Consider the following 14,992-nt stretch of genomic DNA (forward strand, 5'->3'; position numbering starts at 1 on the left):
TTGGATCCGCGACGCGGGGCGCCGGTTCAGGGCAACTCGACCGAGCCCATGCGGCTCACGATGGTCGCGGCGCGGCCGCTGACGTAGGCGGAGCCCGGGCGCTTCTCGAAGCGCTTGGGCGCCGGCAGCATCACCGCCAGGCGGGCGGCCTGCATCGCGCCCAGCTGGTCGGCGTCGACGCGAAAATAGTGGCGCGCCGCAGCCTGCGCGCCGAACACGCCTTCGCCCCATTCGACGTTGTTCAGGTAGATCGCCAGGATGCGCTCCTTGTCGAGCAGCGCTTCGAGCATGAAGGTGATCGCGAACTCCTGCCCCTTGCGGGCCAGGCTGCGCTCGCCCGACAGGAACAGGTTCTTCGCGAGCTGCTGGCTGATGGTGGAGCCGCCGACGATCTTGGCCACCGGGGCCGCACGGGGCGGGGCCGGCCGGGCGCTGGCCGCCCGTCGCTGCTGCTGGGTCTCGAGCTGCGCCTGCAGCTTCTCGGCCCGCGCCTCGGCGCGCTGGTTGCGTTCCCAAGCCTTCTCGATCGCTTCCCAGTCGACGCCGCCGTGGTCGGTGAAGCTGGCGTCCTCCGACGCGATCACCGCGCGCTTGAGGGTCGCAGCGATGCGGTCATAGGACCGCCAGCGCTGCGACCAGAGCACCTCGTGGCGCTCGGTCGCCAGGCGCCAGAACTCGCTGCGCTGGAAGGTGGTGGATTCGGGATCGACGAAACGCATCAACCCGATCCGCAGCACGAACACCCCTTGCAAGGCGATGGCGCTGAGCACCAGCAGCACCAGCCAGCGGCCCAGACGCCTCATGTGCTTTCTCCGGCAACGGCGGCACGCAACTCGGCCAGCACCGCGTCCGTCGGCGGGCGCATGCCGCGCCAGAACCGGAACGACTCGGCCGCCTGCTCGACCAGCATGCCCAGACCGTCGCGGCCGTGCGCGCCATGCGCCGCGGCCCAATGCAGGAAGCCCTGCGCCGCGGGCCCGTACATCATGTCCAGCGCCAGTGCGCCAGGGTGCAGCACGCGGCCGCTGACCGGCACCGCAGCACCGGCGAGGCTGGCCGCGGTGGCGTTGACGACGATGTCGAAACCGTCGCCGCAGGCGTCCAACGGCGCTGCATGGAGCGCCACGCCGTGCTGCGCCGCCAGCGCTGCATGGCGATCGACCAGCGTGCGGGCCTTGTCGGGCGATCGGTTGGCCAGCACCAGCCGTTGCGGCCCGGCCTCGAGGAGCGGCCCCAGCACACCGGACGCCGCGCCGCCTGCGCCGACCAGCAGCAGCCTGGCGCCCTGCAGCGCGACGCCGGCGTGGACCGTGATGTCGCGCACCAGCCCGGCGCCGTCGGTGTTGTCGGCCTGCCAGCCCTCGGCATCGAAACGCAAGGTGTTGGCCGCCTGGGCCAGCGCGGCGCGCGGGGTCAGGCCCGCGGCCAGCGTCACCGCCTCGAACTTGAAGGGGACCGTGACATTGCAGCCGCGCGCCGGCCCGAGCCCGGCGCCAGTCGATGCGGCGAAAGCGCGCACGGTCGCCGCGAAACCATCGAGCGGGCAGGGCAGCCGGCCGTAGTCGACCGGCTCGCCGGTCAGGGCGGCGAAGCGCGCGTGGATGGAGGGCGAGCGGCTGTGCTCGACCGGGTGGCCGGCGACCGCGTAGCGATCGCGGGCCGGTGCATCCGCGCGGTCCTTCATTGCGGCGACGACTGCAGCAGCCGCGTCTCGAAACCCTCGTCGCGCGTGAAGCGGAAGCGCGACACGACGACGATCTGGTCGGCCTGCTTGCGCATCGCGTCGGTGAAGGGGCCGAACGGCGATGCGGCTCGCACGATGGCCTGGGCCCGGCGGTCGAGCGCACGCTGGCCCGAGCTCTGCACGATCTCGGTGTCGAGCACCTGGCCCAGCGCGTCGACGGTGACGATCATCGTCAGCTCGCCGTAGAGCTTGCGGCCCTTGTCCTCGGGGAAGTTCTGGGTGCCACGTTCCTCGATCTTGCGGCGCAGCACGTCGTAGTAGACGGCATACACCGCCTCGCTGGTCGACGGGCTCACGTAGCGCTTCTTCGGACGCGCATTGGCCTCGTTGATGCGCTTCTCGATCTCGGCCAGCATCTGCAGCATCTGCTGGCGCTGCTCGGCCTGGGCGCGCGCGTCGGGGCTGCCCTCGTCCCGTTGCGGGTCGGGCGGCGGCAGGCGCGCAAGCTCGCGGCGGATCTGCGCCAGCAACTGCATCTGCTGCTCCTGCAGCGTCTGGATCTGCTGGCGCGCGTCTTCCAGGGAATCGCCGACCTCCGTCAGTGCCGATGGCGGCAGCGGCGATGTGGCGCGACCGGCCTGGGCCTCGCCGCCGCCGGCCAGCGCGGCCTGCGCGATCGCCTGGGCCTTCAGCGGCGGTTCGCTGGAACGCGCGTTGACGAGGATCACCTCCAGCGGCGTGTCCTTGAACACGCGGTTGAAGCCTTCCGGGTCGACGAAACGGACCGTCAGCAGGACGGCGTGCACGCCGAAGGAAATGAGCAGTGCGACGTGCAGTGCGGTGAGTCGCCGGAGGCGCTCTGCCCAGCGTTGCGGAATCAGCTTCATGCGTCGGGCATCTCAGGCGGCGCCGGAGGGGGCCGGCTCGGCGGCATTGTCGCCATCCTGCAGGTCGATCGCCAGCGCGAGCGGGGCGGCGGCCTCGGCCGCTTCGTCGGCCTCCTCGGCATCGACCGGCGCATCGTCGGCCGGCGTTGCCGGATCGTCGAGCCGAGCGACGAGGCTGGCGTGCAGGTCCAGCGTGAGCAGGTCAGCCCCGGTGATGCGCACCCGCACCCGGGCTCCGCGCGGCAGCGACTCGCAGCCGAGGGCCCGGAACACCAACGGCAGCGTGTCGGCGCGGACCAGCCCGTCCTTCATCACCGCAGCGTCCAGCTCGGTCAGGCCTGCCTGCTCGAGGTGGCGCATCGTCCAGTAGCGCTCCAGCCCGTTCTGGAACTGGTTGTAGGCCGTGTACGCGGCGTCGAAGCCCGAGATGACCGAGAACAGCTCGGCGTCCTTGGGCTTGAACGGTGCGGCCAGCGCCGCGGTGCGTCCGTGTCGCGCGCAGGCGATGATCTGCCACTGGTTGACCAGGTCCACGTAGCGCCGCAGCGGCGAGGTGGCCCAGGTGTACTGCTTGACGCCCATGCCGGCGTGCGGCGCCGGCTTGGTGCCCATGCGCACCTTGATGCCCGGTGCCATGCTGGCCTGGCTGCGGTAGATGCCGGGCACGCCGCACTCGGCGATCCAGCCACCCCAGTGGCTGTTGGCGAGGATCATCGCCTCGGCGACGATCAGGTCCAGCGGCGAGCCGCGCTTGCGCTCGGTGATGACGACGGTCTCGCTGCCGTCGGGCTCGCTTGCGGCGTCGGCCCTGTCGAGCTTGAAGTTGTAGTCCGGCCGGTTGAAGTTCTCGGGCTTGCCGCGCACCACCTCGCGCTGGGCCTTCAGGTGCCTCGCCAACCGGAAGGCGAAGGCGAGCTCGGGCGCGAACGCGTAGTCGGCCGGCGCGTCGCCGGTCAGCGTGGGTTCGGTGACCACGGCGTCGAGCTGGTCGTGGCGCAGGTTGGCGGCGATCGTCACCTGCTCCAGTTTCGTTTCCACCGCCTTCACGGCCAGCGACGCCGCGTCGAGGCTGAAGTACACCGACACCGCAGGGCAGTCACGCCCCTCGAGCAGCGTGTAGCTCTGCACCACCTCGTCGGGCAGCATGGTCAGCTTGTGGCCCGGCATGTAGACGGTGGACCAGCGCGTGCGCGCCACCTGGTCGACGGCCGAACCGGGCTGGACGGCCAGGCCGGGTGCGGCGATGTGCACGCCGAACACGATGGTGTCGCTGCCCAGTCCCTGCACCGACAGTGCGTCGTCGATCTCGGTCGTGCTCGAGTCGTCGATCGAGAAGGCCTGCACCGTGGCCAGCGGCAGGTCGTTCTTGACCGGCGGCGCCTGCAGCGGCGGGAAGGCCGTGCCCTTGGGGAAGAACTCGAACAGGAAGCGCTTCCAGTGGAACTGGTAAGGGCTGGTGATGGCGCCGGCGTCCTTCAACAGGTCGAGCGGCGCCTTGTGCGAACGCTTCGCGGCCTCGACGACGGCCTTGTACTCGGGGCCGTTCTTGTCGGGCTTGAACAGGATGCGGTAGAGCTGTTCGGCGATCGGCGCCGGGCAATGGCCACCGGCCAGCTCGATCGCCCAGGCCTCGATCTGCGCGGCCTGCTGTGCCTTGCGCTCGATCGCCACCAGCGCCTGCTTCAGGATGTCTTCCGGTGCCTTGCGGAAGCGCCCCTTGCCGCGGCGGTGGAAGTAATGCGGTGCGTCGAACAGCCGCAGCAGCGTGGCCGCGCGCTGCGGCGCGTCGGGATGGGCGTTGAAGTACTCGCGAGCGATGTCGTCGAAGCCGAACTCCTCGTCCGGCGCGACCTCCCAGATCAGGTCGAGGTCGATCTCGCCCGACAGGCTGTGTGCCTGCGCCAGCAGCTCGGCCGGCGCCGGCTTTGCGAAACGCAGCAGCGCGTTGGCGCTCTTGACCTTGACGCGCTTGCCGGAATCGAGCTCCACCTGCAGCGAGCTCTCGGCCTCGGACATCACACGACCGGCGAGGAACTTGCCGGCTTCTTCGAACAGGGCGTAGGTATCGGACATATCGGAGCGGATTGTCCCATCCGCCACGACGCGTTCAGCCCAGGTCGAGAAAGCGCAGCAGATCCGGGAGGTGGTCGTCGAAGTCGCTCAGCGCGTGGTCGCCGCCTTCCAGAAGCTTGATGCGGGCGCCGGCGTAGCGGGCCGTCATTGCGCGCCAGTCGAGCACCTCGTCGCCCTTCGCGATGACGGCGAGGTAACGCGACGGATCGCGCAGGCGTTCCGGCCGCATCGCCCGAAGTTCCTCGACGTGGGCTGCGGTGAACTCGAAGCGCAGCGCCGGGTCGTGCCAGGCGGTCTGCTCGCCGATCTGCCCGGCCAGCGTGTCGGCCGGGTCGACGGCGGGATTGAGCACGACCGCGCGGCAACCGCGTTGTTCGGCCAGCACCGTGGCGTAGAAGCCACCCAGGGAACTGCCGATCACCGCCATGCGCTCGGACGGCCAGTCATGAGTCAGCGAATCGATCAGCGCCTGGGCACCGGCCGGCGATGGCGGGAGTTGGGGGCAGCACCACACCAGGGCGTGGCCCGCGTCCTGCAGCCGGGCCACCTCGGCCGCCACGCGCTGCGCCTTGGCCGAACCGGGGGAGGAGCGGAAGCCGTGCAGGTAGAGCAGGTGCGAGGGCGGCTTCATCGCGCCAGCGCGGCGAGCAGCTTGTCGTGGATGCCGCCGAAGCTGCCGTTGCTCATGCACAGCACATGGTCGCCGCTGCGCGCCGCCTGAGCCACGCGCCTGACCAGCGCATCGATCGAATCGCCGACGACCGCGCGGTCGCCCAGCGGCGCCAGCGCCTCGCCGGCGTTCCAGCCCAGGCCGCCGCTGTGGCAGAAGGCCAGATCGGCCTCCTCCAGTGCCCACGGCAGCTGGGCCTTCATCGCACCGAGCTTCATCGTGTTGGACCGCGGCTCGAACACAGCCAGGATGCGCTGCTCGCCGATCCGGCGGCGCAGGCCGTCGATGGTGGTGCGCATGGCGGTCGGGTGGTGGGCGAAATCGTCGTAGACCTTGATGCCGCGGACTTCACCGCGCAGCTCGAGCCGGCGCTTCACGTTCGCGAAGCCGGCCAGTGCGCGGGCCGCGTCGGCCGGCGCGACGCCGACGTGCTCCGCTGCGGCGATCGCGGCCAGCGCGTTGAGCTGGTTGTGCTCACCCAGCAGCGCCCACTCCACGCGACCGACCTGCACGCCGGACTTCAGCACGTCGAAGCTGTGCGGCTCGCCGCGGGCCCGGAAGCCGGGCACGTCGCCGCGCACGCCGAAGCGCTGAACGTCGCTCCAGCAACCGCGCTCGAGCACGCGCGCCAGGCTCTCCTCGCGGGCGTTGACGATCACGCGACCGCCGGCCGGCACGGTGCGCAGCAGATGGTGAAACTGGGTCTCGATGGCCGCCAGGTCCGCAAAGATGTCGGCGTGGTCGAACTCCAGGTTGTTCAGCACCGCGGTGCGTGGCCGGTAGTGCACGAACTTGCTGCGCTTGTCGAAGAAGGCGGTGTCGTACTCGTCGGCCTCGATCACGAAGGGCTGGCCCTCGCCCAACCGCGCGCTGACCTCGAAGTTCTGCGGCACGCCGCCGACCAGGAAGCCGGGCCGGCGCGCGTTGGCCTCCAGGATCCAGGCCAGCATCGAGGTCGTGGTGGTCTTGCCGTGCGTGCCGGCGACCGCCAGCACGTGACGGCCCTGCAGCACGTGCTCGGCCAGCCACTGCGGCCCGCTGGTGTAGGGCAGGCCGGCGTCGAGGATCGCCTCCATCAGCGCATTGCCGCGCGAGACCACGTTGCCGATCACGTACAGGTCGGGCTTCAGCGCGAGCTGCTGCACGTCCCAGCCCTCGATCAGCTCGATGCCCAGCGCGCGGAGCTGGTCGCTCATCGGCGGGTAGACGTTGGCATCGCAGCCGGTGACCCGGTGCCCGGCCTCGCGAGCCAGTGCGGCCAGGCCGCCCATGAAGGTGCCGCAGATGCCGAGGATGTGAATGTGCATGGCCAAGCATTCTAGGGACGCGGGTTGCCGCGGCGACCGCCGAGGCTGCTACCTTCTGCAATATGGAAGCACAAGCCGTTCCACTCGGGCTGCCGGCCTGGACCTGGCTGGCTCAGCATCCCTGGTTGTACCCGGCGCTCGAGGCCGTGCACGTGTGCGGCATCGCGCTGCTGCTCGGCAGCCTGGTGCTGGTCGAGCTGCGCGTATGGGGCGCGGCGCCGACCCTGAGCGTGCCGGCGCTGGCGCGGCTCGCGCTGCCGGTCACGCTGGCGGGCTTCGGCGTGGCGGCCGCGTCGGGCGTGCTGATGTTCAGCAGCCAGCCCGGCGACCTGCTGGCGAACCGCTACTTCGCGCTGAAGATGGCGCTGCTGCTCGCCGCCGGCAGCAACGCCGCGATCTTCCACGCCCGCGGCGGCCTGCGCCGGCTCGACGCCTGGGCGCGCGCGCAGACCGCGCTGTCGCTGGGGCTATGGATCGCCGTCATCATCTGCGGTCGCTGGATCGCCTACGCCTGAGGCCGGAAAGGAGAAGCCGATGAAACGTCGCCATCTGATGCTCGCCGCGTGTGCCGGAGCGGTGCTGCCGCTGCGGGGGCAGGCCCATCACGGCTGGAGCAGCTTCGACCAGGGGCGCCCGATCTATCTCGAGGGGCGCGCGGTCCGGGTCGCCTGGCGCAACCCGCACGTGGAACTCGACCTGGAGGTGGCGTCCGATCTGCGCCTGCCTGCCGACCTGGCGAAGCGCCCGCTGCCCGCGCAGAGTGCCCAGGTCGACGGAGCCGGGTTGCTGGCCGCGGCGGTGCTGCCGACGCGCAAGGACCGGCTGTGGCACGTGGAACTCGCACCGCTGACGCGCATGGACGCCTGGAAGGTCGCTGAAATCCGGCCCGGCACGTCGCTGGCCCTGCTGGGCTTCACCTTCGGTGGCGAACAGGGCGAGGCGGTGCTGCGGGCCGAGTACCTGTTCGTGGCCGGGCAGGCCTACGGCCTGCGCTCTTCGCCGGCCTGAGCGCGGGCCGACTCAGGCCTGCAGGGTCTGTCGCGCGAACCACTCCTGGCCCGCAGCCAGCAGCACCGGGCGGCCGATGCAGCCGGTCTCGATGCACAGCATCTGCAGCCAGTCCTCGTCGGGCAGGTCGGCCAGCGCCGCCGCCTTCTCGGCGCCGGGGTTCCAGAGCACGCGGTCCGGGAAGCCTTCCGCGCTGACCACCACGCGCTGCTGCGGCGCCTGCAGCACCACCGGAGACGCGACGTTCCAGTAGATGCGATCGATCTCGCCGACGATCGCCTGCGGCTCGATCTCCTGGCGGTGTGTCGTGCCGCGCAGGCTGTCCTCGAAGTCACTGCCCAGCAGCCCTGAGACGCGCGCCTCGCGCACATCGTCGCAGCGCAGGTAGGTATGCAGCGCGGCCGTGAACTCGAAGGTCCGTTCGCCGGTGTTCAGCACCGCCAGTTCCATCTCGAGCGTGCGGCCTGACAGGCTGACGGTGAGCTCGGCCTCGAACGCATGGGGCCACACCGCGCGGGTGGCTTCGGTATCGGTCAGGCGCAGCACGGCCTGGGCGTGCTGGCGGTGCGGGCCGTGCTCGACCAGCGTCCAGGCACGATCGCGCGCGAACCCATGCCGCGGCAACGGTCCGCGGCGTTCGAACTGCGGAAAGATCACCGGGATGCCGCCGCGCACCGCCTTGCCCGGGCCGGCCTGCGCTCGCGGCGACAGGTAGAGCTGCTCCGACTGCCCCGCGGGCTGCCACGACACCACGTGGGCGCCGTGCAGCAGCACCGTGGCCTGGGCGCCGTCCGGGGTTCGCAGGACGACGGCCGGTTGGCCGAGCACCTCGGTCATCGCCATGCGGGTCCGGTCGCGATCACGCCGCGGCCAGCGTGGCTTGGGCTGCGGCGAGCGTCGCCTCGATGTCGGCCCGCGTGTGGGCGGCGCTGACGAAGCCGGCTTCGTAGAGCGCCGGCGCCAGGTACACGCCGCGGTCGAGCATGCCGTGGAAGTAGCGGTTGAAGCGCTCGCCGTCGGTGGCCATCACCTCGACGTAGTTCTGCGGCAGAGCGGCTTGCGCCGTCTTCGGGAAGAAGAAGCCGAACATGCCGCCCTCGCAGTCGCCGACCATCGGCACGCCGGCCGCGGCGGCCGCGCTCAGCAGTCCGTCGAGCAGACCGCGCGTGCTCGCTGCCAGCGCCTCGAAGAAGCCCGGCTTCTGGATCTCGCGCAGCGTGGCCAGGCCGCAGGCGGTGGCGACCGGGTTACCACTGAGCGTGCCGGCCTGGTAGACCGGCCCGAGCGGCGCGAGCTGTTCCATGATCGCTCGCGGCCCCGCGAAAGCCGCGAGCGGCATGCCGCCGCCGATGACCTTGCCGAACACGCTGAGGTCGGGCTTGAAGCCCGGGATCGCCTGCGCATACAGGCTCTGGGCGCCGCCGAGCGCAACGCGAAACCCCGTCATCACCTCGTCGAACACCAGCAGCGCCCCGTGCTGCGTGCACAGCTCGCGCAGCCGCTTCATGAACGGCAGGCTGGCCCGCACGAAATTCATGTTGCCGGCGATCGGCTCGATCATCACGCAGGCAATCTCGGCGCCGTGCGCATCGAACGCCGCCTCGAGTCCGATGACGTCGTTGTAGGTCAGCACCAGCGTGTGCTGGACCACCTCGGGGGGCACGCCGGCCGAGGTGGGGTGGCCGAAGGTCGCGAGGCCGGAGCCGGCCTTGACCAGCAGGGCGTCGGCATGGCCGTGGTAGCAGCCCTCGAACTTGACGATCTTCGAGCGGCCGGTCGCACCGCGCGCCAGCCGCAGCGCGCTCATCGCCGCCTCGGTGCCCGAGCTCACCAGGCGCACCTGCTCGGCGCTGGGCACCAACTTCAGGATCTCTTCGGCCAGTTCGACCTCGCGCTCGGTCGGGGCGCCGAAGCTGAAGCCCTCGGTCGCGGCCCTCTGCACGGCCTCGAGCACGGCAGGGTGGCCGTGGCCCAGGATCATCGGCCCCCAGGAGCCGATGTAGTCGATGTAGCGCTTGCCGTCGGCGTCCCACAGGTAGGCGCCGTCGGCCCGTGCGATGAAACGCGGCGTGCCGCCGACCGCGCGGAAGGCGCGGACCGGCGAATTCACGCCGCCGGGGATGCTGCGGCGGGCCCGTTCGAACAGGCTGGCATTGCGCGAGTCGGCCATCATGGAATCGAATCGGTCAGTGAATGCGGCGTGGGCCGCGATCGGCGGATGGCAGGTCGTCGGTGGCGGGCTCGCCCATCAGACCGTCTTCTTCGGCGCCGGGCTCCGCTTCCGGCAGCGCCCAGAAGAATCGATCGGGGACCACATTGCCCATGCCCGGGCGGAAACCGGCGTCCAGTGCCTGGTCGAGGAAGCTGAGCGCCTCCGAGACCGCGAGATGGAGGTCCTGCCCGCTCGCCAGCAGCGATGCCAACGCGGCGGCGAGTGTTTCGCCCGCACCGAGGAAGGTGGCATCGAAGCGCTCGAACTTCTCGCCGGTGATCGCGCCTTGCGGCGACGCCAGCACGTTATCGACCTGGGCCTCGGCGCCGCGGCTGGCGGGCAGCGCGATGCCCGTCACCAGCACATACTTGGCGCCCAGTTCGCCCGCGGCGACCGCCAGTTCGCGGGCCGAGGGCGGACGCTCGGCCTCCCATTCGGGCAGCAGGAAATCGACCAGGGTCTGCTGGTTGCCGACCAGGACCTCGGTGGCCGGCAGGATCAATTCGCGGTAGGCATCCTGGTAGGCCTGCTGATCGTCCTCTTCCAGCCACGACACGCTGGTCAGGTAGGCGACCAGGGGCACGTCGGGGTAGTCGCTCAGCACCTCGGCGACGCCGGCCACGCCCTCGGCACTGCCGAGAAAGCCGACTTTCCACGCCGAGATCGTCACGTCCTCGAGGATGCTGCGGGCCTGCTCGACGATGGTGTCGGCCTCGATCTCGTGCGATTCGAAGACCTCGGCGGTGTCGCGCATCACGATGGCGGTGACAACGGGCAAGGCATGTGCGCCCATCGCGGCGATGGTGGAGATGTCGCCGGCCAGACCGCCGGCACCGCTCGGGTCGCTGGCGTTGAAGCTCATCACGCACGCCGGCGGCGCGTCGCTCGCAGTGGGCTCGGTGGGTTCGGTAGCGCTGGACGCGATCGTGTTCATCGGAGGGTTCGATCAGGGCTTGGAGCCGTGGCCGCGCACGCAGTCACGGAGTTCCAGAAAATGATGAGGAATGTTGCGTATGTGCCCACTAACCCTTGATTTTTTGCCAAAGGCGATCGCTACAATCTTTTGTCATTGTAGTGAGCAGCCAAGACACCGTGAGCGAATCGAAAACCTGGATGTGCCTCATCTGCGGATGGATCTACGACGAGGCCGCCGGGGATCCGGAGCACGGTCTCGCTGCGGGTACCGCCTGGGCCGACGTCCCGATGAACTGGACCTGTCCCGAATGCGGCGCACGCAAGGAGGACTTCGAGATGGTGCAGATCTAGCAACCCGCCGCTGAGGAGCACATCCTGTGAATCAGGCGCTGACGCAAGAAGGGCAGGAACGCGGGGAGGCCGCAGCGGCCGAAGCCATCCGCGTGCTCGTCATCGACGACAGCAACACCATCCGGCGCAGCGCCGAGATCTTCCTGAAGCAGGGCGGCTACATGGTCGTGCTGGCCGAGGATGGCTTCGATGCACTGGCCAAAGTCAATGACCACCAGCCGCACCTCATCTTTTGCGACATCCTGATGCCGCGGCTCGACGGCTACCAGACCTGCGCCATCATCAAGCGCAACCCCAAGTTCTCCGGCGTGCCGGTGATCATGCTGTCTTCGAAGGACGGCCTGTTCGACAAGGCACGGGGCCGCATGGTCGGCTCCGAGGACTACCTGACCAAGCCTTTCACCAAAGACCAGTTGCTGCGAGCGGTGGAACAGCACCGCCGCGTTGCGTGACCGTGCCGGGTCGCGCCCGGCTTGGCGCAGCAGACGCGGCGCCCCGATTGCCCGCGCAAGTTTGAGGACACCACCATGACGATCGCGAAGATCCTGCTCGTCGACGATTCCAAGACCGAACTGCATTTCCTGTCCGAACTGCTCGTCAAGCGCGGCTATCAGGTGCGCACCGCCGAGAACGGCGAGGAGGCCATGCGTCGGCTCGGCGAGGAGAAGCCCGACCTGATCTTGATGGATGTCGTGATGCCGGGGCAGAACGGGTTTCAGCTCACTCGTGCCATCACCCGAGACGCGCGCTTCACCGATGTACCGGTGATCATGTGCACCAGCAAGAATCAGGAGACCGACAAGGTCTGGGGCATGCGCCAGGGCGCACGCGACTACGTGGTCAAGCCGGTCGACGCCGACGAGCTGATCGCCAAGATCCGCGCGTTCGACTGAGCCGCCGGTCAATCTCCACCGCAACCGAGTCGCCACGGCATGGCCAAGAAGGAAGCGCTGCGTGAACTGCAGACCCGGCTCGCCGAGCGGCTGCAGGCCGCGCGACTGCAGAAGTCCGAGACGGCCACTTGGCTGGCCGTCGAGTGCGGCGGGCAAGGCGTATTGCTGCCGCTGGGGCAGGCGGGCGAGATCTTTCCGCTGACGGCGCTGATGCCGGTGCCGCACACCAGGGCCTGGTTTCTCGGTGTGGCCAACCTGCGCGGGCGCCTTCACGGCGTGGTCGACCTGGCGGTCTTCCTCGGCCTGCGCGTGGCGCCGCTCCAGGAACTCGGAGCCCAGTCGCGACTGATCGCGTTCAATCCGGCGCTGGAAGTCAACTGCGCCTTGCTGGTCGATCGACTCGCCGGCCTGCGCTCGGCCGACCAGCTGCGGGTCGTGCCTGACGAGGCGGCCCATCCGGCCTTCGCCGGCACCAGCTATGCCGACGCCGGCGGCCGGCGCTGGCAGGAGATCGTGCTGGCGGAACTGGCCGGCGAAGAGGCATTCCTGAGGATCGCCCGGTGAACGCTGACTGCAGCGCACCGGTGCACCGCGACCGAATCACCGAGGTGAGCGAGAGGCGTTTATGAGCTTTCTGAACAAGTTCAAGAATCTGGGCCAGCGCAAGTCGCAGGACGATCCGGCCGACGACCTGCCGTTCGACGACGCCTATCCGATGGCCGAGGACCTCGTGGTCGGGAGTCACGATGGCAGTGCCGCGCTCGACACGACGGCCATGCCGCCGCCGGTCGCGCACGACGACTCTTCGATCATCTCCGAATCGGCGCCGTCCGAGCTGAGCGATGGCTTCAGCGAGACGCGTGTCGAGAACAGTGGCGGCGCCGCTGCCGTGGGCGCCGCGCTGCCTTTGATCGGTGGCCTCTCGGTCGGCAGCCAGCAGCGGGTGCTGGGCGGCATGTTGTTCGTGGGTCTGCTCGGTTTGGTGGTGGTCACCGTGGCCGCGCTGACCTCGGCCGACCGCAGCGCCGGTCAGGTGGCCGCGACCGGCGACGTGCTGATGCAGTCGCAACGGCTTGCGAAGTCGGTTTCGCAAGCTCTGATCGGCAACGCCTCGGCCTTCCCCGAGGTGAAGGAGAGCGCCGGCGTCCTGGCCATGGCGTCGCGCGGATTACAGGGCGGCAACGAGATGGTCAGCGCGGCCCCGGTCGGCGTGCAACCGCTGATCGAGCCGCTGATGCCGCTGATCGACAAGGCCGAGAAGAACACCAACACCGTGCTGGCGCAGCAGCTGACGCTGACGCAGGTGGGGCAGGCGCTGCGCGGCATCAACCGCCAGTCGTCCGACCTGCTGGAGATCGCCGAGACGGTGTCGTCGCTGAAACTACAACAGGACGCCTCGCCGTCCGAACTGTCGGCCGTGGGACAACTTGTGATGCTCACGCAGCGCATCGGCAAGTCGGCCAACGAGTTCCTCACCGTCGAGGGTGTGTCGCCCGAAGCGGTGTTCCTGCTCGGCAAGGATCTGAACTCCTTCAAGGAGATCGCCCAGGGGCTGCTCGACGGCAATGCCGATCTGCGGCTGCCGGGAACCCGCGACGCCGCGACACGCGAACGCCTGCAGGCGCTGCTGAAGCAGTTCGAGGAGACCCGCACGCTGGCGGGCTCCATCCTGGGCAATCTGCAGGGTCTGGTTGCAGCGCGCGAGGCGCAGTCGTCGATCCTGGCCGACAGCGAGCCGCTGCGGGTCGGGTTCCAGGCCGTTCAAGCCCAGTTGCAAGGTCGCACCGGGTTGGGGGCCTTCAACCTGCTGGTGATCGTGGCATCGGTGCTGCTGGCGCTGGCCGGTATCGCCGGTCTGCTTTACGTCTACCTGCAGGATCAGCGCCAGCGTGCCTCGGTCGCCAACCTGCAACGCGAGGAAGCGGAACGGCAGGAGCAGGAAGCCAAGCGCGTCAACGACGCCAACCAGGCGGCGATTCTGCGGCTGATGAATGAACTGCAGACGGTCGCAGAAGGTGACCTGACGCAGCAGGCCACGGTGACAGAGGACATCACCGGCGCGATCGCCGATTCGGTGAACTACACCGTCGAAGAACTGCGCACCCTGGTGTCGCAGGTGCAGGGCTCGGTGTCGCGGATGACGGAGACCACGACGCAGGTCGAGGCGACGTCCACCGAACTGCTGGCGGCCTCCGACGAACAGCTGCGCGAGATCCGCGAGACCGGCGAATCGGTGTTGCAGATGGCCGGTCGCATCAATGACGTGTCGGCGCAGGCCACGCAGTCGGCCCAGGTCGCGCGGCAGTCGCTGATGGCCGCCGAGTCCGGCCTGCAGGCGGTGCAGAACGCGATCGGCGGCATGAACACGCTGCGCGACCAGATCCAGGACACGTCCAAGCGCATCAAGCGGCTTGGCGAAAGCTCGCAGGAGATCGGCGAAATCACCGAGCTGATCTCCGACATTACCGAGCAGACCAACGTGCTGGCGCTGAACGCCGCTATCCAGGCGGCCTCGGCCGGTGAAGCGGGCCGCGGCTTCTCGGTCGTGGCCGAGGAAGTGCAGCGACTGGCCGAACGCTCGGGCGACGCGACCAAGCAGATTGCCGCGCTGGTGAAGACCATTCAGACCGACACCCAGGACGCGGTGGCGGCCATGGAGCGATCGACGCAGGGTGTGGTCGAGGGAGCCAAGCTGTCCGACAACGCAGGCACCGCGCTGGGCGAGATCGACCGCGTGTCGCGCCAGCTCGCCGAGCTGATCGAGGCGATCTCGGCCGAAGCCTCGCGCGAGGCGCAGTCCGCCAACATCGTGGCGGCCAACATCCAGCACATCTTCGCGGTGACCGAGCAGACCGGGGACGGCACCCGCTCGACCGCGCAGCTGGTGCGGGAACTGTCGCGCACGGCCGAGGAGCTGAAGGCTTCGGTCGCGCGATTCAAGATCGACTGAAGCCGCGCGGCAGCTTCTTCGGCGCACAGCGCAGACCCGTCA

At 69.4% G+C, this 14,992-nt stretch carries 16 protein-coding genes; 7 read left to right on the forward strand and 9 right to left on the reverse strand.

Features of this window, described 5'->3' with window-relative positions:
• Positions 1–26: 26 nt before the first annotated feature.
• From ASC67_RS06290 to mpl, 6 genes are read right to left on the reverse strand one after another with little or no spacing between them, the layout of a single operon-like run.
• Positions 27–803 carry a transglycosylase domain-containing protein gene (locus ASC67_RS06290; RefSeq protein WP_056316622.1) on the reverse strand — a complete coding sequence of 259 codons (777 nt, stop codon included), beginning with the start codon at positions 801–803 and terminating at the stop codon, positions 27–29.
• Positions 800–1,684 (reverse strand): shikimate dehydrogenase, encoded by an 885-nt coding sequence (aroE, locus tag ASC67_RS06295; protein WP_056316625.1) that lies wholly within the window; start codon positions 1,682–1,684, stop codon positions 800–802. The genes ASC67_RS06290 and aroE overlap by 4 nt, the downstream gene beginning before the upstream one ends.
• Positions 1,681–2,571 (reverse strand): energy transducer TonB, encoded by an 891-nt coding sequence (locus ASC67_RS06300; RefSeq protein ID WP_056316628.1) that lies wholly within the window; start codon positions 2,569–2,571, stop codon positions 1,681–1,683. Before ASC67_RS06300 ends, aroE begins: the two co-directional genes overlap by 4 nt.
• A 12-nt stretch (positions 2,572–2,583) precedes the next feature.
• Positions 2,584–4,644 (reverse strand): ribonuclease catalytic domain-containing protein, encoded by a 2,061-nt coding sequence (locus ASC67_RS06305; RefSeq protein ID WP_056316630.1) that lies wholly within the window; start codon positions 4,642–4,644, stop codon positions 2,584–2,586.
• A gap of 34 nt (positions 4,645–4,678) precedes the next feature.
• Positions 4,679–5,275, reverse strand: coding sequence for a YqiA/YcfP family alpha/beta fold hydrolase (locus ASC67_RS06310; RefSeq protein ID WP_056316632.1), 597 nt, complete (start codon positions 5,273–5,275; stop codon positions 4,679–4,681).
• Positions 5,272–6,621, reverse strand: a complete 1,350-nt coding sequence (mpl, locus tag ASC67_RS06315; RefSeq protein WP_056316636.1) for a UDP-N-acetylmuramate:L-alanyl-gamma-D-glutamyl-meso-diaminopimelate ligase — start codon at positions 6,619–6,621, stop codon at positions 5,272–5,274. Before mpl ends, ASC67_RS06310 begins: the two co-directional genes overlap by 4 nt.
• Positions 6,622–6,683: 62 nt before the next feature.
• On the opposite strand from mpl, the gene ASC67_RS06320 reads away from it, so the two are divergent.
• Both ASC67_RS06320 and ASC67_RS06325 read left to right on the forward strand, forming a co-directional pair.
• The gene (locus tag ASC67_RS06320; RefSeq protein WP_056316639.1) at positions 6,684–7,136 is read left to right on the forward strand and encodes a hypothetical protein; all 453 of its coding nucleotides are present in this window, start codon (positions 6,684–6,686) and stop codon (positions 7,134–7,136) included.
• A gap of 19 nt (positions 7,137–7,155) precedes the next feature.
• Complete coding sequence (locus ASC67_RS06325; RefSeq protein ID WP_056316643.1) at positions 7,156–7,629, forward strand: DUF6152 family protein; 474 nt, start codon at positions 7,156–7,158, stop codon at positions 7,627–7,629.
• Positions 7,630–7,641: 12 nt separating this feature from the next.
• Here the strand turns inward: ASC67_RS06325 and ASC67_RS06330 are convergent, their stop codons facing one another.
• From ASC67_RS06330 to ASC67_RS06340, 3 genes are read right to left on the reverse strand one after another with little or no spacing between them, the layout of a single operon-like run.
• Positions 7,642–8,472, reverse strand: coding sequence for a D-hexose-6-phosphate mutarotase (locus tag ASC67_RS06330; RefSeq protein WP_056316645.1), 831 nt, complete (start codon positions 8,470–8,472; stop codon positions 7,642–7,644).
• A gap of 16 nt (positions 8,473–8,488) precedes the next feature.
• Entirely contained in the window at positions 8,489–9,799 is a 1,311-nt protein-coding gene (gene hemL, locus ASC67_RS06335; protein ID WP_056318186.1) for a glutamate-1-semialdehyde 2,1-aminomutase, read from the reverse strand.
• A 16-nt stretch (positions 9,800–9,815) separates the two neighbouring features.
• Entirely contained in the window at positions 9,816–10,775 is a 960-nt protein-coding gene (locus ASC67_RS06340) for a bifunctional hydroxymethylpyrimidine kinase/phosphomethylpyrimidine kinase (protein WP_056316648.1), read from the reverse strand.
• A gap of 179 nt (positions 10,776–10,954) precedes the next feature.
• Here ASC67_RS06340 and ASC67_RS06345 point away from each other — a divergent pair, with 179 nt between their 5' ends.
• From ASC67_RS06345 to ASC67_RS06365, 5 genes are all read left to right on the forward strand, one after another.
• Positions 10,955–11,107: a rubredoxin gene (locus ASC67_RS06345; protein ID WP_011830767.1), complete on the forward strand. Its 153-nt coding sequence runs from the start codon at positions 10,955–10,957 to the stop codon at positions 11,105–11,107.
• 38 nt (positions 11,108–11,145) lie between these two features.
• Positions 11,146–11,559: a PleD family two-component system response regulator gene (locus ASC67_RS06350; RefSeq protein ID WP_200946857.1), complete on the forward strand. Its 414-nt coding sequence runs from the start codon at positions 11,146–11,148 to the stop codon at positions 11,557–11,559.
• Between the two features lie 75 nt (positions 11,560–11,634).
• On the forward strand, positions 11,635–12,000 hold the full coding sequence (locus ASC67_RS06355; RefSeq protein ID WP_056318193.1) for a PleD family two-component system response regulator: 366 nt from the start codon (positions 11,635–11,637) through the stop codon (positions 11,998–12,000).
• A gap of 39 nt (positions 12,001–12,039) precedes the next feature.
• A complete protein-coding gene (locus ASC67_RS06360) occupies positions 12,040–12,564 on the forward strand; it encodes a chemotaxis protein CheW (RefSeq protein ID WP_056316652.1) in 525 nt (174 codons plus the stop codon).
• Positions 12,565–12,625: 61 nt separating this feature from the next.
• Positions 12,626–14,950: a methyl-accepting chemotaxis protein gene (locus tag ASC67_RS06365; RefSeq protein ID WP_056316654.1), complete on the forward strand. Its 2,325-nt coding sequence runs from the start codon at positions 12,626–12,628 to the stop codon at positions 14,948–14,950.
• The last annotated feature ends 42 nt before the right edge of the window (positions 14,951–14,992 follow it).

The sequence above is a fragment of the Methylibium sp. Root1272 genome, assembly GCF_001425905.1.
In the GTDB taxonomy this organism is placed as follows: domain Bacteria; phylum Pseudomonadota; class Gammaproteobacteria; order Burkholderiales; family Burkholderiaceae_C; genus Methylibium.